Raw genomic sequence first — 25,500 nt, 5'->3', positions numbered from 1 at the left:
TTGTACCACATTTCCTTAAAAATTTCTTCTAAAAACTCCTTTAAGAAGGCAATGGAATACTGTTTTGCCAAACCGCAAACGAATCCTTCGAAGCTCTTTGAGCGGAGTAGGAGAGTGGGGGAGGTGAAAGTGTATGGAATGGGTTAAAACCTTTTTTGTGAATAAAAACTAAGAAAAAACACCCAAAATTGGAGAAAATCCCTAGAATTTCTAAGGTTTTTCTGCAACGATTTTTTGTTTTCATTTTATATATTGAAATGCTCCAAGTTATTGACTTCCTACTACTTAACTCCCCCGTAAAATCATCTGGTTTAGAAGAACTAGTAGCCAAACGATTGCAGTAGGCAATAAATAATCGATCATCCAATATTAGAACAAATGAAAACTTTTACATGCCTTTTTTTTATTTTATGTTGTATTAGTCTAGAAGGACAAACGATAGTTAAGTTTGAAAAACCAAATCAGGTTTATGACTTTGCTGAAGATTATCTATTAATGAAATTAATTGTCAAAAATGAGACTAAGGAAAAAATACTGCCATTCAGTTTGACAATATATACAGATGAAAAAAAGGATATATTGTTATACCCAAAAACTTCATCAAAAGGAATTGATATTATGATTAATGGTTCCAAGAATGAAGAAATTGTTCAGATTCCGATAAACAAGAAAGAAGCATCAAAAATTAATCATCTTACCTTGAGATTATCTCTAAATAACAAGAATCAAAATGTCAATCTAACAGAATCTACTCATACTATTGTTTTCAAAAAGCCTCGTGAAACTACATTTCAATTCAAAAAGATTCATGAAACCACTAGTATTAAAAGGCCTACTCAAGGCAAGCTTTATTTACCGTATACCGTTGAATCTTCCACTATTGCACCCAAAAAAAATGATAGTGTAAAGTTGATTATGAAAATTAACGGAATCAATAGTAAACTATTGGTCAGCCCCAAAACAGATACTATTCCAATTCGTGATATGACCACTAAGGGAAAATTCCTCATCAAATTTTTAAAGAATGAAGATACCTCTTTTGGACAATCAATGGATAGCTTATTAGAAAATGATAAAGTGGAACTAGAACTTATTGATGTGAAACATGCTTCTACAATAAAAGCGCATGTTTCAAAAGAACGAAAAACAAAAAAAATCAGTTTTAAGGATTCTATACTTACAACTTCATTTGGAAGTAATCGATATAATTTCTTTATAGGAACTAATTTCGACCTACGAGACAGATTTGAAGCAAATAGTTTTTACTCGGAAATTGATGTTTTCCTTCCGGATTTATCAAACAAAGGTGCGGGAAAAATAGGGATTAGAGCAGGCATTTACAAAAACAATAGTGTCTCAACACTTGCTGAATATGCCAGAAATGCTGAGGTTTTAGAAATTGTTGAAGGACAAACAACATCGGATACAATTGCATTTGAGAGAAATCGGGTAAGAAGCGTTCCGAATGTAAGCATTGAGAACCTGGGACTATACTTTCAGGCTTTCTTTACTTTAAAAGAAAAAAAGAATAAAAATTTTAATTTCAGATTAATGTTGGGAGGTCATGTAGAAGTTATCGAAAGGACGGAAACGACGAATTTGTCAAATGAAAACCTTTTTTCTTTTGGAACTGAAAAAATAGCTACAAGTTCGTTAATTCAAAACGATACTTTACAAGCTAAACTAGCCGCCTCAAGTACTAGAACCATTAAATTTTATGATAGTCACTATGGTATAACGTTACCAATGTTTTTTCAAAGCAAAGAAATTGAGGTTTTCCTTAATCCAATTTTAGGTATTGGAAATCCCGGTAATCGAGAACGTTTGAACACAACATCGGTAAAAACTTTTGGAGTTGCTCAATTTTATCTACTAGAAAGAAAATATGGAGTAAAATTAAGTGGAGATGTTCGTAAGTATTTTGCATCAGGCCAAACTCCAATTATTACAATAAGTCTATCAAAAACTATAAATCTTTCTAGTCTATTTAGCTCGAATAACTAAAGGTTGATTTATAAAAGTATAGTGGAATGGATTAAGTTTTGCGTAACTTTTTTGAAAATGAAGGTTTTTATGGAACCGATGACTAAATTAATTACCTTTTTCGTTGTTTAAGTAGATTGTGCGAGGCATTTAAACATAATGGCAAATTTATAGATACAAATGATAGACTGTGCGTAGCACACCGCTTAAAAAGTTTAATGACCCCAGCAGGATGTTTCTTTAGTAGTTCTACATATTCTGGGATATTTTACATAATAGAATTATAGCTTACGAATACGGCAAGGAAACAAACTTAATCAGCAATTTGCTTTGACATAAAATCGGTGTCGTTATAACGCTAAAGCATTAGAACTGATTTTATATCAAATAGCACAGCTATGCGCAAATTGCTACCCATAAGCATTTGTACTATAATGTTCTGCGTTATGTAACTTTGCTTTGGTAAAAGCGAAGTTCTTTAACCCAATTTTCTTTGATTTTTTTCTTTCTAAAAGTTTCTTTAAAAATGTAATGGAATACTCTTTTTGCCGAAAGGGCAGAGGAGTAGCGGCAAAATGTGTATGGAATGGGATTATTTCTTGCATGTTGAATAATTAACCCTCTTTTTGAAATCTATAATCTCATCTTTGAGTTTCTTATTCGCGTTTTCTATGAGCTCATTTTGAAGTTTCATAACTCTAAGTAAATCGTGAATGGCATTCAAATTATCTAATTGAGTGTAAACAACACGTTCTAAATCTGCTTTTGTATATCTTGAATTACCCATAAGTTATATGTTTTTAAGATTAAATATTCCGTTTTTCGGAACAAATATATCAAAAAACGGACAAAATAAAAATTAACTGTTTAGAAAATCGGAATAAACTGTCTTAATTTTTAGATTTATAATCTAAAAAACGGACAAAAATGACTGATTTAGGACTTTATTTATCAAGAAAATCTGTAAACAGGTCTGATGTATCTCGGAAAACTGGAATCAGTAAAACGAGATTGAGTGAATTGTCAAATAATAAAAGGACAAAACTTAGAGCTAGCGAATTGTATTTAATAGCATTGGCTATTGATGTAGAGCCTTGTGAAATATTTGAAGAAGTCTGCAAAGAATTAAAGCTTGTCGAGAAATAACTATGGATATTTTAATTGAAGATAAATTACAATTAAGTACTAACTTAAATGATACTTCTAGAAATATTCTAGGATGCGATATTTTTAGTGGGGCAGGAGGGATGAGTCTCGGTGCAGAGATGGCTGGAATTAATATTTCTTTTGCTGTTGAAAATGATAAATATGCAGCAGATACTTTTATTAGAAATCATCAATCATCAAAAGTTATAGTAGAGGACATAAGAAAAGTTAATCCAACAAAGTTAATTTCTAAAAACCCATTTGTTTTATTTGGAGGACCTCCTTGTCAAGGTTTTTCTTTATCCAATACTGTTACCAGAAATTCTAAAAACGAAAAGAATAGTTTATTTGAGGAGTTTTTAAGATTTATTGAGGAACTCGAACCTCAATGGTGTGTTTTCGAAAATGTTGAAGGTTTTAGAAGTTTTCAGAAAGGTAAAGTAGTCAATATTTTAAAGAAGCGACTTGAAGACTTAGGATATACTGTGAATTTTGATGTTTTATTGGCATCTGATTACGGTGTTCCTCAGGATAGAAAACGCTTTTTTATGGTTGGAAATAAAAAAGGAATAAAATTTAATTTTCCTGAACCGTTGACCAATAAGTTTACAGTCGCAGATGCAATATTGGATTTACCAAGTTTGCAAAATGGTGATTTTTTAGAATCGTTACCATATAAGAGTTTAGCAAATAATGAGTTTGCAGAAGCTATGAGAGCAAATTCTAACTTTTCAACACAAAACTATGTTTCAAAAAATAGAGATTATGTTTTAGAAAGGTATAGGCATATTAAACAAGGTCAAAACTGGAAGGCAATTCCAGACGAATTAATGAAAAATTATGCCGATAAAAATAATTGCCATTCAGGTATTTACAAACGTCTAGATTCGGAAAAACCATCTGTAGTAATTTCAAATTATAGAAAAAATATGTTAATACATCCTTTTGAAAATAGAGGTTTATCAGTGAGAGAAGCAGCTAGACTGCAAAGTTTTCCTGATGATTTTATATTTAAAGGAACATTAATGTATATGCAACAACAAATTGGTAATGCTGTTCCTCCGTTACTAGCAAAAGCTTTATTTGAACAAATTATTAAACAGTCAAATTAATATGGGGAAAACCAAAAATTTGAAATTTAATTTTGATATCAGTTCATATCGACTACTCGGTAGAGAATTAATTACAGATAGAATAACAGCTCTTTTTGAGATTGTTAAAAATAGTTATGATGCCAATGCAGAGAACGTATTTGTAGAATTTCACGATGTAAATACAAGAAAAGATATTAGTAAAATCATCATTTCGGATGATGGTATTGGTATGAGTTATTCCGATTTGCAGAATAAATGGATGGTAATTGGTACCATGAGTAAAAGAGAAACTAGGATGTCTCCCTCTCCTTACAATAGGAAATTAGTTGGTAAAAAAGGAATTGGCAGGTTTGCAGTTGATAAATTGGGTTCTCATGTGATATTAAAAACTACAGTTAAGGGGTCAAAAGTATTACATTGTTTAAAAACTGATTGGCGAGATTATGAAGAGTTAGAAAATCAACAACTTCAACTAAAGTTCGATGATGATAGCTTTCAATATTTCACAGATATAGAAAATGAATATTGGGAAGAAGAAGTTCCTCCAATTAAGCAAGGCACACGTATAGAAATATACAATGTTACTGACCCTTGGTCAGAGCTAGATGTAAAAAAAGCAACCAGTGAATTATCTAAATTAATTTCACCAATACAAACTTTTCAATATCCTTTTAACATATATATATCATCAAATGAGTACGACGATTTTCAAGATAGATTAGTTGAAAATAATTCTATAGGTTTTGCTTCTTTGGATACTGAAATTAGCTTTGATTTAAAAAAAGGAACTCAGCAAGTTCTCCATTTTGATGAAAATACAGGTAATCTGAATATAATAGATGTTCCTATTAGTGATTCTAATAATGGTGGCATGGGGCCAATTAAAATGCGATTATTCTATTTTAATCAAAATGACAAAAGGAGGTTTAAGAGAAGTTATGCTGGAGCAATAATAGATGGTGTAAAAATATATAGGGACGGTCTTATTACAACGCCTTTTGCAGAACATGCTATTGAAAGAGATAAAGAAAGAGATATTTTAGGAATAGATAAAAGACGATATTCTGGATTTTTCGATAAAATTAGTTCAAGAGATTTATTAGGTTTTGTAGAAATTTCTGATAGTCTAAATCCAATGATTATTGAAGCAACTAATAGACAAAATTTTGTAGATAATGACGAATATAGAGAGCTAAGAAACTTTATAATTAATCAAATTGAAGAGTTAGAAAAAAGACTTTCTGCACAAAAAAGAGAGGAGAGAGAGCAAACAAAATCTAATTTAAGAATTGCTCGCAACGACCTTAAAGAAACTAGTACAATAATAAAAGCAATTAAGAATATTGCAACGCCTGAAGTAAAATCAGAACTTGGATTAGTAGAAAGAAATGTTAGAGAAATTGAAGTTCAAATTAAAAGAGGTATCAATGAGTTCAATGAACTTGAAAAGGAACAAAATAAGCAAAGAGACCTATTCCTGAGTTTGATGTCTTTACAAGAATATGCAGCCGAAATATCTCATGTTGTAAGAACTGCTGTTGCAAATATTGCTGATAGTGCAAAGTTCTTTAATGTGTACTTTCCAAATCCAAAATATTCAGAACAATATTTACTACATGCTTCACATATTGAAGCAGAAATGAACAAACTCGCTTTAGCAATTGATTTTATGTTAAGTTATGCTAAATCGAATATTGGATTTAAAGAAATTGATTTAGGAGCTACTTTGGGTAATTTATTTAATAAAACTTATCGCGATAGGTTTATTAAAGCGGATATTCATTATACAATTGAAATTAGAGATTCTTTTGTATTCACTCATAATGTCAAGTTTTTTGAAGATATTTTTGAAAACTTAATTTCAAATTCTATGAAGGCCTTAAAGGCTGTTAAAGGACCAAAACATATAAAATGTTCTGGAAGTTTAAAAGGAGATATGTATGAAATTTTATTTTCTGATAATGGCCCTGGTATTCCTGAAAAACTAAGAAGAAAAGTTTTTAATATTTATTTTACTACAACAGAAGAAGATGGGGGAGCAGGCATGGGGCTTTATATTGTTCAAACTAGAATAAAAGCTATGAAGGGTACCGTATCGATAATTGATAGTGAATTTAAACCAAGTGGGACTACTTTAAAAATATGTTTACCTATAAAAAGTGATGAATAAAATGAAATCAAATATCGATATAGTAGTAATTCATGATAACGTCAAACGGGAATCTTATTTGATTACAGAACTACAAGAACAATATAATAATGTTAAGCTAATTGATGATGCAGATGATGGTATTGAATACATATCCCACAATTTTTCACATAAAACAATTGTAGTTTTAGATATGGATTTTGGAAATGGCACTAATGGGTTTGATGTGCTCAAGGCAATAAGACAATACTCCTTTTTAATTGAAGTAATTATATTATCTGCTAATGAACCTTCTGATGCCAGAAATGCTCTAACTAATAATATTCCTGAATTACCTGGATTAAGAGTTTTTGATTATGTAATAAGAGGTAATCCAAACTGGCAAGAAAAAGTTATTGAAAAAGTAAATAAAGCTGAAATTAATATTAATGGAAGTATAATGAACGCTATAGACAGTTGGATAGAAATTCAATCAAAGGATAGAAGAAAAAAACCTTTCGTTATAACTAATGATGGAGTTCAATACAGTTTAGACCAACTTAAAAAAGCTATTCAACAAAATGATGATACAAGTCGTAAGTTAGAAGAAAAAATATTAATGATGGCAATTAAGTTGATGTCAAAAACTCCTAAAGAATAGTTTTTCCATATGAATATATTAATTTGTTATGATGAACAAGATGGGGAAGTAGGTCATTTTGTTGAAAGGTGTATGGAAAGAACGGTTGAAATTTTAGACGATTTAGGTTTTAATTTGGAATGTCTAGATTCAGCACAATTAAACCCATTAAGAGTTAGTGAAATAGCAAATCAAAATGGAGATAATCCTTTTGTTTCAATAGCATATTCGCATGGTCGTGAAGAAGCTCTTATTGTTAAATCAAGAAATGAGGCTTATATTTCTACTACAGTTAATCAGAATTCTTTTAGAAATGCTTTTTTTTATACTTGGGCTTGTCAAAGTGGGAATATTTTAGGGGAAGAATTATGTAGAAATTATGGTTGTGTTACTTATATAGGTTATGACGATAACGTTGTTACAGTTGGACCGTTAGACCCAGCTTTAGAAATATTTGTTGATTGTGCTGTTCATGGCTTAGAACGATTTTATGTAGAGGACATTACTGCGATTGAAGCATTAAATAGTATGAAAGATGCTTATGATGAGGCATGGGAAGAATTAATAGAAACAGACCAATTTGCAGCTATTCAAATTCAAGACCTTTCAAATGCTCTTGTAATTTCTGGAAATGAAGAATTAAAATTCAATGAATTATTAGATGCTGTTTAAACGAACATAAAGGTTTAGTTTTAAAACATTATGTAAAATAGACTTGCATTTTTACCTAGATGATGCGGAGGGAAAACGGCCTCATAAAACTTTGGCTAAAACAATAGGTGAATGAGCGTACATATTTTAGAGGGCTAGCAATACATATTCTTAATAATAACAGAATTTTTAAGCTAGTTCTAAGCAATCTTAATGAGTTACAATGTTTTCTAAAATATAGCGATTGAGCCGTACATTGTTTCCAAAGGTTTATGCAGCCTTGATTTTTTTGTTTCTTTTTGTATCAAGACAAAAAGATATGCAAACACTTAAAAGTTTAAATATAAGCACAATTAGAACAAGTGTATAGAAATTTTAGAGCGTAGATTTGAGCCAGGGAAAATTTTATACTCTTGTGGCTAGCTTACGAGAATGTCGTAGAAAAAAATTTTGCAGGATTTTCCTCGAATACGGGAATTATAATTAATAGCAAAAGGTTTAGCTTTTTTTGGTGTGGCCAAGCGGTGGCAAATTGTGTTTAAAAATAAATGCCATAAAGCATTTAAATTTTTAAAAAGCAATCTAGCGGTTGGGCGCGGCAATTTTACATAGCGACTAATTATAGTACAAACAGCAAGATGTTTCTTATTTAGTACTAAAGCCAAGAGCCTAATGTTTAATGACCCCAGTACAACAGTTTATTGTACGTTCAAGACTTTCTGGGATATTTTACATAATATGGAATTATAGCTTACAAATGGCATAACAACAATATATAATCGAAATATGATATTTGTACTATAATTTACATTATGTAAAATAGAATGTTTAACAGCACCATCCATGTTAAAATATGCCTATCCCCGGTAATTATCCTTATTGAACCTAACAATATAATGGTTAAAGAAAATATTATCTTCTTTGCTATTCCTACTACTGGTAAAAATCAGAAATTTACCATCTTCCGTAACATACGGACTTCCATCATATCCATCGGAATTAATTTCTCTTCCCAAAGATCTTGGATTGCTCCACTTGTTCTTGCCAAGGTTAAACGCAATGTACAAGTCTGAAAATCCTATATTATCATCTCTATTAAAGCCAGCAAAAATTAGATATTCCTTATTTGGTGCAACAAAGGCATCTCCTTCAAACTTGTCCGAGTTTATGTTTGCAGGAAGTGCAACCGGCTTCCCATATTCCCCATTCTTATATGGAGCGTAATAAATGTTAGAATTTCTGGTGCCATCTGAAGGTTGCATGGCATAAAAAAGCGTTCCGTCTTGTGTTCTCCATGGATATCCAATCCCATTTTTATTAAGAAATACGGTTTCTGGTTTGCTCCATCCCTTCGCTAACTTATACGACTGCCATAATTGGAAGTTTGTGGTAAGGCTGTCCTTATTTACCTTATATGGTAGGTTGGACATAAAAATCAGGTGGTCACCTTTTGCATTTACATAGGGATCCGAATAATTATAAATAGTATCAAACGGAATGGGTTCTGGTTTTGAAAAGCGCATACCATCAAACTCCTGGACCACCAATCTTGAACGTGTAGGTAACTGCTGGCAATAATATATTTTTTGATTGTTCTGTGTGAATGTGTTGTTCCATTGCAAGGCATCCACAGATATTTCCCCAGGGAATAATTGTACTGGAGAATTTGCATCTTCATATTTGGTAAATGGATTATTCTTATCTCCTTGTTGCCCGTAAGAATTGACAATAAAACAGTATGTAACTAACAAAAGGGTTTGGTAGGTATTTCTTTTTTGGTTTCTCATATACCCAAGATAATAATCACCTCTCCCTTTTTTGATAAGGCTTTGTTAAACCAAATTGAAATCTTGTTAAATAACACAAAATGTATGGCTTAGAAACAAAAAAACGCTGATTTTCACCAGCGTTTAAATCTATACTTTAGGAGCAATTTTATAATGTAATCTCTTCTTTTGTACCATCAGGGTATGTAAGTGTGGCCGTATCATCACATTCGCCATCACCAAAATCCACGTTCACCTTTAGCCCATTTTTAGAAACATCCATGCTTCCATCTACCAAATGTTCGCACGCCAGACTACCTTGTAGATCTTCTTTGGTTTCTACACTATAGGTATTTCCATCAGCAGTTATGGTCCAATCACCAGCTATACTAAAGGTGAAAGTTTCCAAATTATCACCAAAAGCAAAACTAAAGGTCTTTGTGCCATTTTCAGTGACAACACTTTCGTCTTCCATTTCAACGGACATATCACTAATCACTGTAAAAGAAATGGAATTATCATTTACACTACTGGTAACCGTATACTTTCTAGTACCACTTATTTTAATCGTTCCAACATAAAAATCCGTATACGTCGCTGTAAAAGCCGTGGATTCATTACCTACTTCATAAGTTACGGTCAAAGTACCGTTAATATTTTCTGTACCATTGATCACACAATTATTGAAAGTGGCCACAAAACCAGTCTGTGAATACTCAGCAGAATAACACTCATTAGAGTTATTGGCATTCTTACCGGCCAAAGCATTATTGGCAAAAAGCTCAGCCAGGGCATTATCTACAACACCCGCCGTTTCATCAGTTTCCAAAATAGTCTTTAGTTCACTTTGCGCCAAGATCTCCTGATTATCCAAAGACTCCGCATCTTCGCTACAGGCTTGAAGGCACAGTGCGGAAACACACAGTAAAAGTAATTTGCAGGTTACTTTAGTTAGTTTGTTCATAGTATTTGTTTATGGGGTTACGTCGCAAAAACTAACGTAAAATATGAATGTTTAGTATGAATTTTTAACCTTTATAGATTAAGAGAGTATACAGCCTATTTGTATTTTTTATGGACTTGATACCTTCTTATCTTAATTATGATGGCTATTTTTGTTGAATTGTCTTACTTTTTTATAAATAGACCATTAGAAAGATTTTATGATTAGAATTTTACTTTTTTTGTTTTGTAATTGTTTCTTCCAATCCTATGGACAGCAGAATCCCATTAAAATTGTTGAAAAAACATCTAATAATAGAATTGCTTTTTATGCCGTAAATGAAACCCGGACGGATTATGATGTTCTTTTTGAAGTTAAAGGAAAGAACTTTAGACAAAGTGCCGCAAAACCAAGACTGATAAGAGTTCCTGCCACCTCAAAAGTACATTTAAAAACCATTATTGTGTTTAGGGACAAGAAGCCAGTCTATTCAAAAAGTCTAAAAGTCAATGATAGCTTGTCTAAACGAGCTTTGAAAAAGGAGTTTGAAGTTTTAGACATTCCACCTCCAAAAATCAACCCCAAAAAGCAGATTACCATTTATACTTCTGCCAATTGTGTAGCATGTGATAGTATTGTAAATCAACTTACAAGCAAAAACTACGTTTTTAGAAACGTTTTGCTCTCTGAAAAACTTGAGGTGAAAGAACAATTGGGCAAGTTTTTGGCAAAATCTCCCAAACAAATGGATTCCATATCAAATCCTATTATCAGTTTGGGAGGAAAACTGTATAGTTGGATTGCATCTTATGACCAATTATTATTGGAATTGGATAAAGAGTAACCAATTTGGTCATTTTTGTTTTTGAGCCAAAATCACCCACATTTGTTTACTTGATTCCCTCTCCCATTTTCCATGATCTTCAATCTCAGAAATTATGGTAAAGCCGGCCTGTTTTAATTCCTTTCGCACATATTCTGGCCCCAAAGAATGAGCACTGATCTGCACTTCTCTGGATTTACCTTTTACATGTGTTTTTAGCTTTTCAAGAATCACGACCTTGCCATTTGGTTTTAGTGATTTTTTTACATGTTGAAGGATTTTTTCATAGGATTCCATTTCGTGATAAGTATCAATAATAAAAATCAGGTCTAACTCCCTTTCCGGTAATTTTGGATTATCATAATCCCCTAAAATGGTAATGATGTTTTTTCTATTTCTACTATTGGCATTCTCCCTAAGTGTCTTCAACCGATCTTCACGGACGTCAACGGCATATACCCTTCCATTTTCCAAAACCCTTTTGGACAAGTGCATGCTCAAGTAGCCTTCATGACATCCAATATCTGCAACTTTATCCCCTTCCTTTATTCCTGAGAAGTTGAGTAAGTCGGCAGTTTTCATCCAAGTATCCCTATCCTTCCAATCCTCCTCGGTATATTGGGCGTGTATCCCTGATACCGAGAAGAAGAGGATGATAAGGTTATAAAAAATACTCTTCATCAAACATTTAGTCTTCAAGAAGTCCCTGCCCTTCTATCCAAGGAGCCCCTGCCGCTTTGAGGGCTGCTTCAATTGCGGGTAAAGTACTTTTTGTTAGTGTTCGAAGCTCGTTTTTAACGCTTTTTAGTTGTGTTTTGGCACGTTGCATGGCTGCTTTATGATTTCCTGTTGGTCCATAGGTGTTTCCAAGGGCAACATAGCCAACAAAACTTCCATCTCCTGGTGATGGAGGGGTCTTCTCCCCTACTTCATTTTTGGCCGGACTACCCCCCATTTGCTTTTTAAGGGATTGTAACTGGGATTTTGCCGTATAGATTCTAGAAGCTAATTCAGCGCTTGGTTTTTCAGCTTCATCCAAAGCGCGTTTCATTGCGTTTATCTTTGTAATGCCTTTATCCAAAACTGAATTGGTGGCGGTCAAATCTTGCTGGTAATCTTGATATATCTTCCTAAACGCATCAATCTCCGAAGTTGGCTTGGCCGGCAATGCTCCTTTGCCCAATGGTTTAACCTCAAAATTTTGAGCGTCGGAAAGTTGTTTTAGCTTCCCGTCCACCCGCTGATACAATTCAACTGAATAATTGCCGGGAGTAGCTAAATATGGAGATCCAAAAAAATCATCATCGTCATCACTTTTTGGATTTTTTAGTTTGATACCGCTTCTATCCGCATGGGTAAGATTCCATGACACCCTATTGAAACCTTTCTTATTTGTTCCAGCAACAGTATTGACTACATTACCTTGTGCATCTTTTATCAAAAGAACAAGGGCAGGTTTTTCTTGGTTTTTCTCTTTGTCCAATGCATCCCATCCCGGAAAGGAAACATTGCTATTTTGCTTGTTCAGCGCTTTTTCCTTTTTACTTCTGGTTTCTTTTAGGGTTTTTAATTTTTCAGGCAAGAAATAAGTGAAAGTAGCTCCATACGGAGGGTTCTTAGCTGCATATTCTGAATTTCCTTGACCGTACACACCATCTTTCTGAATGTACCAATAAGCAGGTTTTACTTTGTAAAGTGTTGCTTCCGCCATCTTAGATGCGTCAAAATCCCTTAAAGCAGAAATATCGTCCAAAACATAAAATCCACGTCCAAAGGAAGCTCCCACTAAGTCGTCTTCTCTTCTTTGAATGGTAATGTCCCTAAAAGATATGGTAGGCAAACCACCTTCTAACTGCCACCAGTTACTACCTCCATTACTGGTAAAGTAAATTCCGAATTCGGTAGCGGCAAATAAAAGCCCTTTCTTTTTATGGTCCTGGACAATTCTCCATGTAACCAATCTTTTAGGAAGATTACCGTTTATAAATGTCCAACTATTTCCTTTATCTGTACTTTTTAAAAGGTAGGGCTTGTAGTCACCTTCTTTATGGTTATCCAATACCAAATAAACAGTATTGGCATCATAAAGGTCTGCACGTACATCATTTACGAAGGCTCTATTGGGTACACCTTTAATATTTCCTAGTGCAATTTTTCTCCAGCTGTTTCCCCCATCTTCTGTAACCTGCAGAATTCCATCATCCGTTCCTGCATAAATAAGCCCTTCTTGTATAGGGGACTCAGCCAAAGATGTAATGGTATTATAGTTGGACATGGCTCCAACATCCCAAGGATTGTCCCAACTTTGTTGTCTGCCCATAATAGGCAACGCCAAACGTTCTTCGTTTCTTGTTAAATCGTTAGAGATTGCAGTCCAGTCATCCCCTCTATTTTCAGATTTCCATACCCGATATGAAGCAAAATATAAGCGTGTTGGATTGTGCGGACTAACTAATATAGGTGCATCCCAATTAAATCGTTCGTGGGGTTCACCTGTGGAAGGCTGTGGTTGAATAAAAACGGTTTCCCCAGTTGTTTGGTCTATTCTCCATAACCAACCTTGTTGGAATTCTCCGTAGGTGATATCGGGATTTCCAGGCTCTATAGCCGATTGGTGCCCATCTGCCCCTAAGGTAATCCACCAATCCGAATTTAAGATTCCTACGCTGTTTTTTGTTCTGGATGGTCCGCCGTGCGAACCATTGTCCTGCGTTCCACCATATATATTATAGAAAGGAGCTGAATCATCCACAGCAACTTTATAATATTGGGTTATTGGGAGGTTGGCAAAATATTTCCAAGTTTTGGTCAGGTCATACGATTCATAAAGACCTCCGTCCGTTCCAAAAAGCACATAGTTAGGGTCAGAACTCTTGAACGCCATGGCATGACTGTCGACGTGTTTTTTCTTTTCGTTCATTTGAACAAAGTGCTTACCATGGTCATCAGATATCTGTACATAATTGCTCATTAAATACAATTTTCCTTCTTGATGTGGCGAGGCGTAAAGCTCTTGATAATAATGTGGGCCTGTTCCGCCAGAAACTGCATCTGACTGCTTGCTCCAAGAAGCACCTTGATTTTTAGAAATATAAACACCTCCTTTTTTTCGGTCCAACTCAATGGCAGCATATAGCGTTTCATTATTAAATGGTGAAATTGCCAATCCAATTTTTCCAAGGTTTGATGTTGGAATACCATTGGTCAATTTTGTCCAAGTTTCTCCTCCGTCAATACTTTTATGAATTCCAGAACCAGGGCCACCGCCCATATATGCAGCTACCGTTCTGTGTCTGTCCCAAGTGGCAGCATATAAAATATCAGGATTGGTGTGGTCAATTACAATGTCCGTAACCCCAGTCCATTCACTGTCTCCTAAAGTCCTCTTCCATGTTTTACCTCCATCAATAGATTTATAAAAACCTCGTTGTCCTCCTTTGCTCCAAAGGGGGCCCTGGGCAGCTGCCCAAATAATATTGGAGTTCTTAGGGTGAACTACTATCTTGGAAAGGTGTTCGGACGCCTTAAGTCCCATGTTTTTCCATGTTTTACCTTCATCATGGCTCACGTATATTCCGTCACCGAAACCAACGTGCCTCCCTCCCACATTTTCTCCCGAGCCTACCCAAATTGTACTGGGATTATTGGGGTCAATGGTAATACAACCGATGGAATAACTCTTCTCATTGTCAAAAATTGGTTTCCAAGTAGTTCCCGCATTGGTGGTTTTCCATACACCCCCAGAGCCTACGGCCACATACCAGACACTTTCGTTTTTTGGGTGAATGGCAATATCAGCAATACGACCTGATGTAAAGGCCGGCCCCAAACTCCTAAATTCCAGTCCATTGAAGGTGGTTGAATCGGGTTTTTGCGAAAAAGATTGAAAGGAAAAAAGAATACATGCCAATACGGCATAACAGATTTTTAAGTTAGGTATCATATGAAGAATGTTAGATTGAATTAGCACTGTAAGATAACCAAAAGCACCAGCCTTAAATCTAAAAAAAATGTGAAAAAAATGAGTTTATAAAAAAAGGCGGGTCAATTCCTATCCTTTAACCTATATACAAATTTTAAACCCCTCCAATCTTTATCTATAGCAGCTACTTTTACATCTACCAGTCCAATGGAAAGCAGATGTTCTTGAATAGGTTCTCGTTTTAAGTCTGTTTTGATACTTGAAGAGCCTTTAGGCCAGCTTACCCCAAAGTAGACCATCCTTCTTCAAGGCCATTTTGCTTTTGTTTGCAATCTCCATCAACTCCTGAAATGATGTACAAAAAATATGGATGAAGTCAACGTTTTTCACTCCTATATTTTTAAGGATGGAAAGATTATCTGGCAAATCAGTAAATAAATCAAAATAATGCTTTGGTGTGTTATGTAGCAAAACAAAGGAGCCTTCTTTATTACGAGTTTCTTTTGCAAGTGGTATTCCTGAGTACCCTGCCGACATGTGGCTTAATCTTTTAATTCTTGAGGAAGATCTGTTTCCGAAGTAATGCGCCACTTATCATCGTATATGGAACGATAATAAATTTCAAAATAGAATCCGTTCGAATTCAACTCTTCATAAACTTCTGAAAAAGCTTTGTATGTTTTTTTGTTTCCTCCAACGGTTAAAAAATTACGCTCACCTCCTGCCGGAATAGCCAATCCTTTTGTCACGGTGGAACGATTGAGTATTGGTATGCTATCTATTTCTCTAATTTCAGCTTTAAGAAAATCAACAAATTCCATATTATGGTGTATTCTTTCTTTATAGAATATAAGCGTACTATCTATAATTGCTGGTCCCACCCCGTAGTTGATGAGTGCGAAAGAATGTGTGTTTTCTGAACCTATATCAGATTTTGAAATCATTAAATATGGCATCACAGATAACCTACTTTGCTTCTCCATGATATTGGTCTGCCTCACAAAAATGATTAAAGTGATTAGACTTATTAGGATTGCTACTAGACCTACCAGTTTATCTGAAGTCCAAAATTTTTTCTTCATTGTCCATTGTTCTTAATATCAAATATAGCAAAGCACTTTTCATAAAAAGCAACCAAAAAGTTGCATATAAAATATCATTTTGTATATTAGCAACCTAATAGTTGCATAACTTAAATTCAAAATACGAACATTATGAAAGATGTAATTACCAAAGAGCATGTATTTGCCCACCCAATTCAAAAAGTTTGGAATGCTATTTCCGTAGGTGAAGAAATTTCAACTTGGTTTATTAAAGCCGATTTTAAAGCAGAGGAAGGTTATAATTATACCTTTACTTCCAGCGAGGAACACGGATGCCTGAATATTACTGGAAAAGTTAAGAGCGCGAGTCCCTATACTTTAATTTATACATGGGTAGTAGAAAACACAACTACAGAAACTGTTGTAAAGTGGGATTTACAGGAAACCGAAGCTGGAACCAGGCTGTACTTGGAGCATTCAGGAATTTCCAATTACTCTGGTGATTCTGCAGTTACATATTTTAACAATTATAATGGTGGTTGGAACGAATGTATAGAAAAACTAACTGAATTTTTAACCAAAGAAGTCCATGCAGGATAACATAACCAAAATTTTAAAGGCTATAGCTGACCCAAAAAGGCGTGAAATTTTTCACGCCTTGGTCATTGCCTCCTCTGCCCTGTCCATTACTCAGATATCTGGTCAATTTGACATAAGCAGGCAAGGTGTTACCAAACATATCAAGACCTTAGAGACAGCAGGGTTGGTAGGAATCACTTCCAAAGGAAGGGAACGATTTTGTACAGCAGATGCCAAACCCTTAAAGCAAATAACGGAATGGGTACGCTTTTATGAACAATTCTGGGATACTACGTTGAAAGATTTAGGAGATTATCTGGATTCAAAATAATCCAATCTGTCTGGTTAGGACATATTTTCAACAAAATGCAATAGCCCGGTCATAGCTTTTTCTATATTCTTTCGGAATATTTTTTTCCCAACTAGCGCTACAACTATTTTTTTTATGGGTGATTTTGCTTTCCAAAATGCTTCAATTTCCAATTCACAGCTGTTCTCACCAGTTGGAGTAAAATGATAAAACTGATAGTATCCATCCAGTATTGATGGACTGTCTGTAAATTCTCCATAGATAAGACTTCCGGGTTTTGGTTCTTTGGTAATTGTTATAAAGTTCAAATGTTTACCATTGACCACACAGGTATGCTCCGACCCTACCCTTGTCACTTCATTTTCATTATAATCCAACTGATCTATTCCTTCTGTCCAATAATGTCTATAAGAGTAGTTGGTAATATATTCAAGCAATTCTCCAGCAGAAACAGGATATTGTTTTGTTATGGTAATCGGAGCAGGTTTTTCAAAAGTTACCCTTTTAGGTTCAGAGAAACTTCGAAGTTTAAGCTCTTTCGGGTCAATGACCGAATAGATGTATTCCATTTCCCTGTCATCATACAAATCAGAACCTTGTCTAAATCTATAAATCTTACTTGAGTAATAAGGGGATAACATAACATCCAATGCCAATGTTCTACTGATCAGGACATAATTATCGCTATCCACAGAATTCTTCAATAATCTGTGTGCCTCTATAACTTGTTCGCCAAAAGGTTTTCGATTTCCCTGTACTTCTATATGCTGAAGGTTACCGCTATGGGCTATTATCTTTAACTCTAGATCAGGAGCTGTAGCACATGCATTACAGGGACATACCCTGTTCTTCTCCAACATTTTCAAATGACTATAGAAGGCGGTAAACATAGATTCTACTTGTGCCAAAAGGTTTTCCTGCGAAGGAATTTCATTTTCTTTATAAAAGAACAATGCATCTCCTTCAATTTCTGCCAACTTTAAGTTTTGGGTATTCGCATTGACCAATACTTCCAGTAATTCTGAGATTACATGTTGACTATGTTCCACCTCGGTACTTTGAATAAATTTGGTGTATCCTGATATATCCGGTATGAATAAAAGAGACTTTGACATTTTAGGTTGATGAAGTGTACCACATTGGTCTTTATATTATTTCTAAACTTACCAACTTATGCTCAGAGATTTATTCTTTTCCCATGATTTTTAAACACTTTCAATTTAATTGAGAGGGCATTGTAATGCATTTTTCCTGTATTCATGCAACTAATTGTCTAAAACCGTATACGATTTGTATCTTCATACCATGCATCAACAGGTTTTACGAAATCAGGTTAAGGCACACTTGCTTAATCAAATACATGAAGGTGAATTGGCCATGGGCAAAACCATTAATCTTGCTGCCCTTTCAAGAAAAATAGGTATCAGCGTTACTCCAATTAGAGAAGCTTTAAGTCAGTTAGAGCAAGCAAGAATAATAAAGGCCGTTCCCAATAGAGGATTTGTTGTGGCCGGATTGACCAAAAAAGAAGCCAAAAACTTGTATGAGACCATTGCACAGTTGGAAATAATGGCTTTAGAGGATACCAATTTCTCCAAAGAAGACGTAGAACGACTCCAAAATCAGCAAGTTAAGCTCAAACGGACAAATACCCATCTAAATAGGTTAAAAGCCAGATTCGAATTTCATGATCTTTTGGTGAGAAAATGTGCGAACACCGTTTTGCTTCAAATTTTAGATGACCTTAAGGCTAGATTACTTTTTTATGAACAAGGTTTTGGGCAGGATATTTCCTTTTATGAAAATGTGGACAATCAAAATGAGGCCATTATTCAGGCCATTGCTGAAGATAATGTACCCACTGCTGCACTTATTCTTAAAATGAATTGGATGGTAGTATTGGAATATATAGAAAAACAGCTTGTTTAGGTCAAAATAAAGCTAAAGATGACTCGTTAAGTATAAAAATACTTCCTCATGAAATTCTTGAATAAAGAGATTGAAACCTTGGTTAAGAACAAAAAATCCAAATCTTTGGTAAAACGACAAATCTCTTGTGGAATTTTCCAAGATTTGGAAAATTATAAACAAGAACGTAAAAACACTTTCACAAAGTCCTAGTTCAAATTACTTTTCAAATAAGGATTTATCTAATCCAGGAATTAAGTTCAAAGCATTTTTATAGTATACTTTTTCCAATACTTCATGTGGAAGATCCAAACCATACATGGCCCAAAATGCATGGTATTTTTTATAATATGGAAAATATTCATCTGAAGTCTCCAAAACCCTAAAATAGGTAGGGAACTCTTCAGGCTTCCAACTATCCTTGCCAAATAGAATCCTGTCTTGGTATTTTATAAAAAACTGCTTGGCCCTTCTGGGTTGCCTCCCAAGTTCAGCAATAATGGCACCTATACCTACGGACATATTGGGAATCTCATCCATTAACTCCCCTAGCCTATCCAAATTATTGGCATACCATCCCATATGCGCATTAATAAATTTAGTCTTTGCATGTTTCTTGAACATTCTATGTTGTTCATCAATAATTTGTTGCCAAGGAGCAGGATTTGTGGCAGAACGTTTTCTTCTTGGTCTGGTTTTCAGTTCCAACCATCTTTCATTGTCTTTATCCATAGGGTCCCAAAACGATTTTGGGTCGGCAGCATGAATTAAAACTGGAATTCCAAGCTCTCCGCATTTCTTCCAAACTGGATCCAATCTAGAATCATCAATTGCAATTCTTTTGCCGTGGATATCTTTATTCCTAAGACCTAGGCTCTTATATATTTTCAGACCCCTGGCACCACTTTTAACATCCAATTCTAATTGAGCGGCGGCTTGCTCTCCCCAATTTGGATTGCCAACTCCGCTAAAATCAACATTGGCAAAAATGACAAATCTGTTTGGATAATGGTCATTTACATTCTTTAGCATAGCTCGAAGACCTTCACCCGACCCTCCACTCAAATTTACCATAACACCCATATTGAGCTTGTCCATATCGGAAACTAGTTGGGACAAATCTTGTGTAGCCATTCTAAATTGATGACTATGAACGTCGATAAAGGTGAATTTTGCTTTAGCAATGGGGTTTTGAGGTACGACCAAAGTGGATTTTGGGTTGTATTCTTCAAATCCCATTTCTTGGGAATTGACTTTGACAGTTACTGAGAAACATAAAATAGCTAAAGTAATAGTTAATCTATACATGTTTAATATTTTGTTTTTTAAGTATTTGAATATATTCATCTTTAATATCGACATCAACTTCTCTTCCCTTTGGATCCACCAACAAAGTTTGCTCTTGGTTATTAGCAATTACATTTCTTGCTCCAAAGTCTTGGTGGAGACTCGCCAACTCTTCAAACAAACAATTATCAAAAATTGCAGGCACACCAGCTTTATCCTGATATGCAGTTGCCACAATTTTATGTTTCCCTTTGACGAACTCTTGAATAAGGCTTTTTAAATAATATGAATCCATCAATGGCTGATCTGCCAACATGATGAGAAGTGCTTCTACATTTTCCATGTCCATAATATGTTGCACCCCTATTGAAATAGAGCTTCCCATACCTGATTTCCAACTTTTGTTTTTAATGATATGGGCTTTCAAAGTTGTTGATTGCAATATTTTTTCGGAATTGGCTCCCAATACAACATGGACACTGGAAGAAATGCGCTTTGCTTGGTTTATGGCATTTTCCAGCAGCGTTGTTTTTCCCCAGGGAAGCAGCTGTTTAATTTCACCTTCCATTCTGGTGGAGGAACCTGCAGCTAAGATTAAGATTGGAATAGAATTAGACATATTAACTGTGAATACTCCCCATCTTGTGCCGCAACAAAAGAGGTTCCTTTTTGTTTACAACCGCCAAGATTTCACTTAAAATGGAGATGGCTATTTCTTGAGGAGTCTCAGCTCCGATATCAATTCCTGCTGGTCCATGAATTTGTTCAATAAATTCTTCTGAAGTGTCAGGGTGTCGTTCCAAAAGTTCATCAAACAGCTTTTCACGTCGCTTCAAAGGCCCTAAAAGTCCAATGTAAGCTCCTACCTCTTGTTTAAGGGCTATTAAAAATTGAAGATCCTTCACAAAACTATGGGTCATGACAACTACAGCTGTCTCTTTATCCAGATTCAATTGAAAGGCTTCCGGTTCTACGGTTATAATTTTGTGTATTCCAGGGAAATCCCTTGCTGTTTTCTCTTCCCTTGGATTGGCCACAATCGTAACTTCCCAACCAGTTGCAGAAGCATATTTACAAAGCTGTACAGCATCATGCTCTGCCCCAATAATCACGAGTTGAAAACATGGGCGCATTTCCTGTTCAAAAACAGCCAATTCTTTTTCGGTATTTACAGCATTCTGATTTACAGGCAGTGGCCCGTCCTCAAAATGAAAACATGTCAAATAATCTTGGCCATCGCTCTGATTCTTTTCGTAAAAGGACCTAATAGGGAATGAAAGTCGTTTTTTGACCGTATCCCAAAAGCGGGATAAAAAAATTTTACTTGGATTAAAGATTTCCAGTAGGATGTAAAGAACCCCTTCACATCCCAGCCGGTATCTACCGTCATACACCATGATTCTTGATGTGTTGGTGCCAAAAACCGATTGAGCTTGTCGCAGCACCTCTTTTTCCACACATCCCCCGCTCACAGCTCCGACCATATCGCCATTTTCAAAAATCAACATACGAACTCCGGGCCTTCTGTAAGAAGATCCGTCCAAGGCGACAACGGTGGCCAAAACAGTTTTTTCACCCTCTGATGGTCTTTTTTCGTAATGTTGAACAATGGTCTTTAACTCGTGCGTCATAATTACAGAATCCTTCTTGCCGGAATAAATGAAATCAATTTGTTGGCTCCCAGAGATTCCCTCGGATTCAATTTAACAAATCCGCCAGCCTTTGATAAACTCAATAAATCTCCGGAACCTGTAGAGGAAATTTTTCTTGCCATCAACTTCCCATCATCCAAGCCGATTTCAACTCCTATAAATAAGGTCAAATCCGTCTTGTTTTCCATAGGCTCTTTTAAAAATACGGTAAATTGTGATGTGGGTACTCCTAAAGTTTTGTTAAGCCAGGGCAAAAAATATGTGTGGTAATTCACAAAGGTGGAAACCGGATTTCCGGGAAATGAAAAAATAATTGTTTTTTGGGATTGGTGTTTTCCAAACCAAAAAGGCTTTCCGGGACGTTGCATAACCTTATGAAAAACCTTGTCTACACCCAATGCATCAAAAGTTGATGGCAAAAAATCAAATTTTCCTTTGGAAACCCCTCCACTTAGCAACAAAACATCATACCTATTTAAAAGTTCATCAAGCTTCTTTTTTAAAACAATGGGTTCGTCCACTAAATGGTACATGTTTGCCTCAAGATGCTCACTTTGAAGTAAAGCTATCAGTGTGTGAGAATTCGATTTTCTGATTTGATATGGTAACGGTTGTTGACCAACATCGACCAGTTCATTTCCAGTAGATATGACGGCAACCTTTGGTAATTTTTTAACCAAAACTTCAAACTTTCCAACAGTGGCCAATACTCCAATCTCTGCTGATGTAATAGTTGTTCCGCGCAAGAGCAATTTATCCTCCATTGCCGTATCACTGCCTTTGTAATGGATATTTTGCCCTTTTTTAATAGGTTCTGTGATACTAAAACCATCATTTTCTTTCCGAGTATGCTCATACATTACAACAGCATCGGCATTCTTTGGGACCATGGCCCCAGTCATAATCTCGATACAGGTCGATTCATCTTCCAAGGTCAATTGCGGGCTTCCCGCTTGCGCTATTCCAGCTATTTTAAATGATGTGTCTGAACCAATATCTGAATTATACTTTATGGCGATACCATCCTTGGTCGACCGGTCAAAAGGCGGGAAATCCCTGTCAGCAATAATAGTTTCTGCAAGAGTGCGCCCTTGAGATGATTGAAGCTCAACCAATTCACTTCCGTAATCTTCGGTAAACTCTAAAACTTTAAGCAATGCAGTTTCAAAAGAAATCATGAAAATAAATTTAATTGAAGCCCATTTTTCAACAGCACACGAACTCCAACAAACAACACCAAAAAAGCAGTAAGCAATCGAATCCGTTTTGCTGAGAGTTTTCCTAAGCTAATTCTTACACCAAGCTGTCCTCCCAACAAAACCGCAAACAACAACCCAATAATTTCTGGCCAAAAAACTTGGAATGAATTGCTCCAAATTAGACCTCCCAAGCCAGAAACGGAATTGACCAAAATAAAAAAGCTAGCCAACGTTGCAATTGCAATTGGTTTGTCCCATTTCATATGGTTAAGCACAGGTGCTAAAAATATACCTCCTCCAATTCCCACCAATCCGGATAAAAGACCAATCCCTCCTCCAAGTAAATAGGAAAGATACGTTGGATATTTTCTTAAATTATTATTTGACTTAACAGTTGTAGCCTGGTAAATCAGAGCCAGTGCAGAAATTATGAGCGCCAAGGCCAGAATAATAAAAAACATACGCTCTTCAAGTCGAAAGGAAGCCCCTAAAAAAGCGAGAGGAATGCTAGTAATAACAAAGGGCAAAAACTTTCTGAAATTTAAATGTCCGCTCTTATAAAATAAAATACAACTTCCTGTAACCACAACAAGGTTGCAAAGTAATGCAGTGCTTCGTATGGTTAAAAAGCTAGTTATTACCAATGCTAAAATAGCCAAGTAACTTGATCCTCCACCAAAACCTACAGCAGAATACAATATAGCCACAACAAAAAAGGAGATAAGCAACAAAATAAAATCGCCAGAGGCTACGGACATAAAACCATCATTTTATTCATCCCTCCTAAAATATTATAAAAAGTTATGCTAGGATACGCTTCTTGGAGTTGTTTAGCGGCTTTTTTACTTCGCTGGCCAGATTGACAAATAACATATATCACCTTATTTATCTCATCTATAGGTTTTTGTGACAATTCATTTAAAGGAATATTTAAAGCTTCTTTCAAGTGATTGTCATTGAATTCCTTTATAGTACGCACATCTATAAGTGTAATTTTATCTCCAGATTCTCGAATAGATTGAAAATCTTTTGCGCTAATGGACAGAATGGCTTCACAATCCATAGGCTCATAAAACTCCTGCAACTTACTAATGTTTTTGTTGGTCAGGTTAGACTTGAAAGCAATTTTGCCAACATGTTGATTCAACCCATTAAATAGCAAAAGCTTTCCTGAAAGCACCTCTCCCATTCCTGTTAAAATCTTAACCACTTCAAGCGCTTGCATTGTTCCTATTATACCTGGGATAACTCCTAGGACTCCATTTTCATTACAATTGGGCACTTCATCAGAAGATGGCATATTTGGATATATACAACGGTACGTTGGCCCATCTTTATAATTAAAGACACTAACATGACCTTCAAACCCATGCAAAGCCCCATAAACAAATGGTTTGTTCAGAATAACACACGTGTCATTAATAAGGTAACGAGTTGGGAAATTATCAGTTGCATCTACAATAACATCGTAATTCTGGATAACATCCAATGCATTTTCCTTAGTCAAGAATGTATCGTGGGTTTTTAATATCGTAGACGAGTTCTGTTCATGAAGTTTCTCATGGACAACATCCAATTTCTGTTTACCCAAATCCCTTTCAGCATACAAAATCTGTCGCTGAAGATTATGCAGCTCCACCACATCTTGGTCCATTAAACCCAATGTACCTACACCCATTGCATTGAGATACTGCAATACGGGAAGTCCCAGACCACCAAGGCCAATAACCAACACCTTACCTTTGGTAAGTTTAGCCTGCCCAGCTTCTCCAAAATCTCTTAAAACTGTTTGTCGCGAATACCTATGCTCCATTGGACAATTCGATTTTGGATTTTACAAACTCATAATCTTCAAGAGAATTGGCATTATAAAGGATTTCATCGCGCTCTGGATACACCAAGGCTATTTCTGAATTAATCAAGAATTTACGCGGGCAACTGCTATCGGTCGATTTTAAATGGGAAATTGCTTTTACAAGACCCAATGGCTCCCATATGGTAATTAAAGGTTCTGGCAAGCCAGATTTTCTTGTGGAGAAAGATGTCGCCAACTTTTTTGAATCTCGGTTTTCCGCAAGCTGTTTTAATGAAGACAAATCTATCAAGGGAAGATCACAAGCCAAAACCAGCCAAGCTACGTTGGGATGTGCTTTGTGAGCACTCAAAATTCCATTAAATGGTCCTCGATATTCGTTTTGATCAACAATTATCTTCAGATTATCCGTCAAATCCTCTTCTTGTTCTTGGCGCATACTCAGATAAACAGTATCACATACATCTTCCAATAAGTTATAAAGATATTCTTGCTGAGGAACCGAGTGGTATTTGAGTAATCCTTTATCTGAACCCATGCGGGTACTTCTACCACCAGCTAAAACCAATCCATATAATTTTGGAATACCCTGCTTCATTTTCTTTTCTTGATT

At 35.4% G+C, this 25,500-nt stretch carries 26 protein-coding genes; 11 read left to right on the top strand and 15 right to left on the bottom strand.

Annotated features, from left to right (window positions below; translation table 11 throughout):
• Nucleotides 1-378: 378 nt before the first annotated feature.
• Complete coding sequence (locus CRO15_RS08565; protein WP_133067234.1) at nt 379-2,004, top strand: hypothetical protein; 1,626 nt, start codon at nt 379-381, stop codon at nt 2,002-2,004.
• A 571-nt stretch (nt 2,005-2,575) separates the two neighbouring features.
• On the opposite strand, the gene CRO15_RS08555 is transcribed toward CRO15_RS08565, so the two are convergent.
• Entirely contained in the window at nt 2,576-2,770 is a 195-nt protein-coding gene (locus tag CRO15_RS08555) for a hypothetical protein (RefSeq protein ID WP_097045381.1), read from the bottom strand.
• A gap of 140 nt (nt 2,771-2,910) precedes the next feature.
• Between CRO15_RS08555 and CRO15_RS08550 the strand changes: the two genes are divergently transcribed.
• From CRO15_RS08550 to CRO15_RS08530, 5 genes are read left to right on the top strand one after another with little or no spacing between them, the layout of a single operon-like run.
• A complete protein-coding gene (locus tag CRO15_RS08550; RefSeq protein WP_097045380.1) occupies nt 2,911-3,129 on the top strand; it encodes a helix-turn-helix domain-containing protein in 219 nt (72 codons plus the stop codon).
• Nucleotides 3,130-3,131: 2 nt separating this feature from the next.
• A complete protein-coding gene (locus tag CRO15_RS08545) occupies nt 3,132-4,241 on the top strand; it encodes a DNA cytosine methyltransferase (RefSeq protein ID WP_097045379.1) in 1,110 nt (369 codons plus the stop codon).
• A 1-nt stretch (nt 4,242) separates the two neighbouring features.
• A complete protein-coding gene (locus CRO15_RS08540) occupies nt 4,243-6,393 on the top strand; it encodes a sensor histidine kinase (RefSeq protein WP_097045378.1) in 2,151 nt (716 codons plus the stop codon).
• Between the two features lies 1 nt (nt 6,394).
• A complete protein-coding gene (locus CRO15_RS08535) occupies nt 6,395-7,012 on the top strand; it encodes a response regulator (protein ID WP_165769936.1) in 618 nt (205 codons plus the stop codon).
• A gap of 9 nt (nt 7,013-7,021) precedes the next feature.
• Nucleotides 7,022-7,663 (top strand): hypothetical protein, encoded by a 642-nt coding sequence (locus CRO15_RS08530; protein WP_097045376.1) that lies wholly within the window; start codon nt 7,022-7,024, stop codon nt 7,661-7,663.
• Nucleotides 7,664-8,499: 836 nt separating this feature from the next.
• Here CRO15_RS08530 and CRO15_RS08525 read toward each other — a convergent pair.
• Nucleotides 8,500-9,429 (bottom strand): TolB-like translocation protein, encoded by a 930-nt coding sequence (locus CRO15_RS08525; protein WP_097045375.1) that lies wholly within the window; start codon nt 9,427-9,429, stop codon nt 8,500-8,502.
• A 148-nt stretch (nt 9,430-9,577) separates the two neighbouring features.
• A complete protein-coding gene (locus CRO15_RS08520) occupies nt 9,578-10,372 on the bottom strand; it encodes a hypothetical protein (RefSeq protein ID WP_097045374.1) in 795 nt (264 codons plus the stop codon).
• Between the two features lie 199 nt (nt 10,373-10,571).
• On the opposite strand from CRO15_RS08520, the gene CRO15_RS08515 reads away from it, so the two are divergent.
• Entirely contained in the window at nt 10,572-11,195 is a 624-nt protein-coding gene (locus tag CRO15_RS08515; protein WP_097045373.1) for a hypothetical protein, read from the top strand.
• A gap of 9 nt (nt 11,196-11,204) precedes the next feature.
• Here CRO15_RS08515 and CRO15_RS08510 read toward each other — a convergent pair whose 3' ends face one another.
• The 4 genes from CRO15_RS08510 to CRO15_RS08495 form a co-directional block, all read right to left on the bottom strand.
• Nucleotides 11,205-11,855, bottom strand: a complete 651-nt coding sequence (locus CRO15_RS08510) for a class I SAM-dependent methyltransferase (RefSeq protein WP_097045372.1) — start codon at nt 11,853-11,855, stop codon at nt 11,205-11,207.
• A gap of 7 nt (nt 11,856-11,862) precedes the next feature.
• Complete coding sequence (locus CRO15_RS08505) at nt 11,863-15,117, bottom strand: sialidase family protein (RefSeq protein ID WP_097045371.1); 3,255 nt, start codon at nt 15,115-15,117, stop codon at nt 11,863-11,865.
• A gap of 249 nt (nt 15,118-15,366) precedes the next feature.
• On the bottom strand, nt 15,367-15,633 hold the full coding sequence (locus tag CRO15_RS08500) for a hypothetical protein (protein ID WP_097045370.1): 267 nt from the start codon (nt 15,631-15,633) through the stop codon (nt 15,367-15,369).
• A 5-nt stretch (nt 15,634-15,638) separates the two neighbouring features.
• Entirely contained in the window at nt 15,639-16,178 is a 540-nt protein-coding gene (locus CRO15_RS08495; protein WP_097045369.1) for a hypothetical protein, read from the bottom strand.
• Nucleotides 16,179-16,310: 132 nt separating this feature from the next.
• On the opposite strand from CRO15_RS08495, the gene CRO15_RS08490 reads away from it, so the two are divergent.
• On the top strand, nt 16,311-16,739 hold the full coding sequence (locus CRO15_RS08490; protein WP_097045368.1) for an SRPBCC family protein: 429 nt from the start codon (nt 16,311-16,313) through the stop codon (nt 16,737-16,739).
• Nucleotides 16,729-17,049: an ArsR/SmtB family transcription factor gene (locus CRO15_RS08485; protein ID WP_097045367.1), complete on the top strand. Its 321-nt coding sequence runs from the start codon at nt 16,729-16,731 to the stop codon at nt 17,047-17,049. The genes CRO15_RS08490 and CRO15_RS08485 overlap by 11 nt, the downstream gene beginning before the upstream one ends.
• Nucleotides 17,050-17,063: 14 nt before the next feature.
• On the opposite strand, the gene CRO15_RS08480 is transcribed toward CRO15_RS08485, so the two are convergent.
• The gene (locus CRO15_RS08480) at nt 17,064-18,143 is read right to left on the bottom strand and encodes a DUF2652 domain-containing protein (RefSeq protein WP_097045366.1); all 1,080 of its coding nucleotides are present in this window, start codon (nt 18,141-18,143) and stop codon (nt 17,064-17,066) included.
• 175 nt (nt 18,144-18,318) lie between these two features.
• On the opposite strand from CRO15_RS08480, the gene CRO15_RS08475 reads away from it, so the two are divergent.
• Together CRO15_RS08475 and CRO15_RS19760 are read left to right on the top strand one after the other, a co-directional pair.
• The gene (locus tag CRO15_RS08475) at nt 18,319-18,957 is read left to right on the top strand and encodes a GntR family transcriptional regulator (protein ID WP_243396932.1); all 639 of its coding nucleotides are present in this window, start codon (nt 18,319-18,321) and stop codon (nt 18,955-18,957) included.
• Between the two features lie 48 nt (nt 18,958-19,005).
• Nucleotides 19,006-19,149 (top strand): hypothetical protein, encoded by a 144-nt coding sequence (locus CRO15_RS19760; protein ID WP_165769935.1) that lies wholly within the window; start codon nt 19,006-19,008, stop codon nt 19,147-19,149.
• Nucleotides 19,150-19,155: 6 nt separating this feature from the next.
• Here CRO15_RS19760 and CRO15_RS08470 read toward each other — a convergent pair whose 3' ends face one another.
• Genes CRO15_RS08470 through CRO15_RS08440 form a run of 7 tightly spaced genes read right to left on the bottom strand, consistent with a single transcriptional unit; the run spans nt 19,156 to nt 25,485 of the window.
• Nucleotides 19,156-20,244 (bottom strand): amidohydrolase family protein, encoded by a 1,089-nt coding sequence (locus CRO15_RS08470; RefSeq protein ID WP_097045628.1) that lies wholly within the window; start codon nt 20,242-20,244, stop codon nt 19,156-19,158.
• Entirely contained in the window at nt 20,237-20,842 is a 606-nt protein-coding gene (locus CRO15_RS08465; RefSeq protein ID WP_097045364.1) for a nucleotidyltransferase family protein, read from the bottom strand. The genes CRO15_RS08470 and CRO15_RS08465 overlap by 8 nt, the downstream gene beginning before the upstream one ends.
• Nucleotide 20,843: 1 nt before the next feature.
• Entirely contained in the window at nt 20,844-21,854 is a 1,011-nt protein-coding gene (locus CRO15_RS08460) for an XdhC family protein (protein ID WP_097045363.1), read from the bottom strand.
• 2 nt (nt 21,855-21,856) lie between these two features.
• A complete protein-coding gene (locus CRO15_RS08455) occupies nt 21,857-23,053 on the bottom strand; it encodes a molybdopterin molybdotransferase MoeA (protein WP_097045362.1) in 1,197 nt (398 codons plus the stop codon).
• Nucleotides 23,050-23,832 carry a sulfite exporter TauE/SafE family protein gene (locus tag CRO15_RS08450; protein WP_097045361.1) on the bottom strand — a complete coding sequence of 261 codons (783 nt, stop codon included), beginning with the start codon at nt 23,830-23,832 and terminating at the stop codon, nt 23,050-23,052. Before CRO15_RS08450 ends, CRO15_RS08455 begins: the two co-directional genes overlap by 4 nt.
• Nucleotides 23,823-24,887: a HesA/MoeB/ThiF family protein gene (locus CRO15_RS08445; protein WP_097045360.1), complete on the bottom strand. Its 1,065-nt coding sequence runs from the start codon at nt 24,885-24,887 to the stop codon at nt 23,823-23,825. The genes CRO15_RS08450 and CRO15_RS08445 overlap by 10 nt, the downstream gene beginning before the upstream one ends.
• Complete coding sequence (locus CRO15_RS08440) at nt 24,877-25,485, bottom strand: NTP transferase domain-containing protein (RefSeq protein WP_097045627.1); 609 nt, start codon at nt 25,483-25,485, stop codon at nt 24,877-24,879. Before CRO15_RS08440 ends, CRO15_RS08445 begins: the two co-directional genes overlap by 11 nt.
• Nucleotides 25,486-25,500 lie beyond the last annotated feature (15 nt).

It is taken from the genome of Flagellimonas pacifica, assembly GCF_900215465.1.
In the GTDB taxonomy this organism is placed as follows: domain Bacteria; phylum Bacteroidota; class Bacteroidia; order Flavobacteriales; family Flavobacteriaceae; genus Flagellimonas; species Flagellimonas pacifica.
Note: the sequence above shows the minus strand (reverse complement) of the source record. Positions and strands in the feature narration are given on the sequence as shown.

Coding starts and splice junctions, on each gene's coding strand:
- CRO15_RS08485 (WP_097045367.1), top strand. CDS start 16,729: ATGCAGGATAACATAACCAAAATTTTAAAGGCTATAGCTGACCCAAAA.
- CRO15_RS08505 (WP_097045371.1), bottom strand. CDS start 15,117: ATGATACCTAACTTAAAAATCTGTTATGCCGTATTGGCATGTATTCTT.
- CRO15_RS08555 (WP_097045381.1), bottom strand. CDS start 2,770: ATGGGTAATTCAAGATATACAAAAGCAGATTTAGAACGTGTTGTTTAC.
- CRO15_RS08470 (WP_097045628.1), bottom strand. CDS start 20,244: ATGTATAGATTAACTATTACTTTAGCTATTTTATGTTTCTCAGTAACT.
- CRO15_RS08465 (WP_097045364.1), bottom strand. CDS start 20,842: ATGTCTAATTCTATTCCAATCTTAATCTTAGCTGCAGGTTCCTCCACC.
- CRO15_RS08450 (WP_097045361.1), bottom strand. CDS start 23,832: ATGTCCGTAGCCTCTGGCGATTTTATTTTGTTGCTTATCTCCTTTTTT.
- CRO15_RS08520 (WP_097045374.1), bottom strand. CDS start 10,372: ATGAACAAACTAACTAAAGTAACCTGCAAATTACTTTTACTGTGTGTT.
- CRO15_RS08440 (WP_097045627.1), bottom strand. CDS start 25,485: ATGAAGCAGGGTATTCCAAAATTATATGGATTGGTTTTAGCTGGTGGT.
- CRO15_RS08525 (WP_097045375.1), bottom strand. CDS start 9,429: ATGAGAAACCAAAAAAGAAATACCTACCAAACCCTTTTGTTAGTTACA.
- CRO15_RS08495 (WP_097045369.1), bottom strand. CDS start 16,178: ATGAAGAAAAAATTTTGGACTTCAGATAAACTGGTAGGTCTAGTAGCA.
- CRO15_RS08545 (WP_097045379.1), top strand. CDS start 3,132: ATGGATATTTTAATTGAAGATAAATTACAATTAAGTACTAACTTAAAT.
- CRO15_RS08515 (WP_097045373.1), top strand. CDS start 10,572: ATGATTAGAATTTTACTTTTTTTGTTTTGTAATTGTTTCTTCCAATCC.
- CRO15_RS08535 (WP_165769936.1), top strand. CDS start 6,395: ATGAAATCAAATATCGATATAGTAGTAATTCATGATAACGTCAAACGG.
- CRO15_RS08445 (WP_097045360.1), bottom strand. CDS start 24,887: ATGGAGCATAGGTATTCGCGACAAACAGTTTTAAGAGATTTTGGAGAA.
- CRO15_RS08510 (WP_097045372.1), bottom strand. CDS start 11,855: ATGAAGAGTATTTTTTATAACCTTATCATCCTCTTCTTCTCGGTATCA.
- CRO15_RS08550 (WP_097045380.1), top strand. CDS start 2,911: ATGACTGATTTAGGACTTTATTTATCAAGAAAATCTGTAAACAGGTCT.
- CRO15_RS08455 (WP_097045362.1), bottom strand. CDS start 23,053: ATGATTTCTTTTGAAACTGCATTGCTTAAAGTTTTAGAGTTTACCGAA.
- CRO15_RS08540 (WP_097045378.1), top strand. CDS start 4,243: ATGGGGAAAACCAAAAATTTGAAATTTAATTTTGATATCAGTTCATAT.
- CRO15_RS08500 (WP_097045370.1), bottom strand. CDS start 15,633: ATGTCGGCAGGGTACTCAGGAATACCACTTGCAAAAGAAACTCGTAAT.
- CRO15_RS08460 (WP_097045363.1), bottom strand. CDS start 21,854: ATGACGCACGAGTTAAAGACCATTGTTCAACATTACGAAAAAAGACCA.
- CRO15_RS08565 (WP_133067234.1), top strand. CDS start 379: ATGAAAACTTTTACATGCCTTTTTTTTATTTTATGTTGTATTAGTCTA.
- CRO15_RS19760 (WP_165769935.1), top strand. CDS start 19,006: ATGAAATTCTTGAATAAAGAGATTGAAACCTTGGTTAAGAACAAAAAA.
- CRO15_RS08490 (WP_097045368.1), top strand. CDS start 16,311: ATGAAAGATGTAATTACCAAAGAGCATGTATTTGCCCACCCAATTCAA.
- CRO15_RS08480 (WP_097045366.1), bottom strand. CDS start 18,143: ATGTCAAAGTCTCTTTTATTCATACCGGATATATCAGGATACACCAAA.
- CRO15_RS08530 (WP_097045376.1), top strand. CDS start 7,022: ATGAATATATTAATTTGTTATGATGAACAAGATGGGGAAGTAGGTCAT.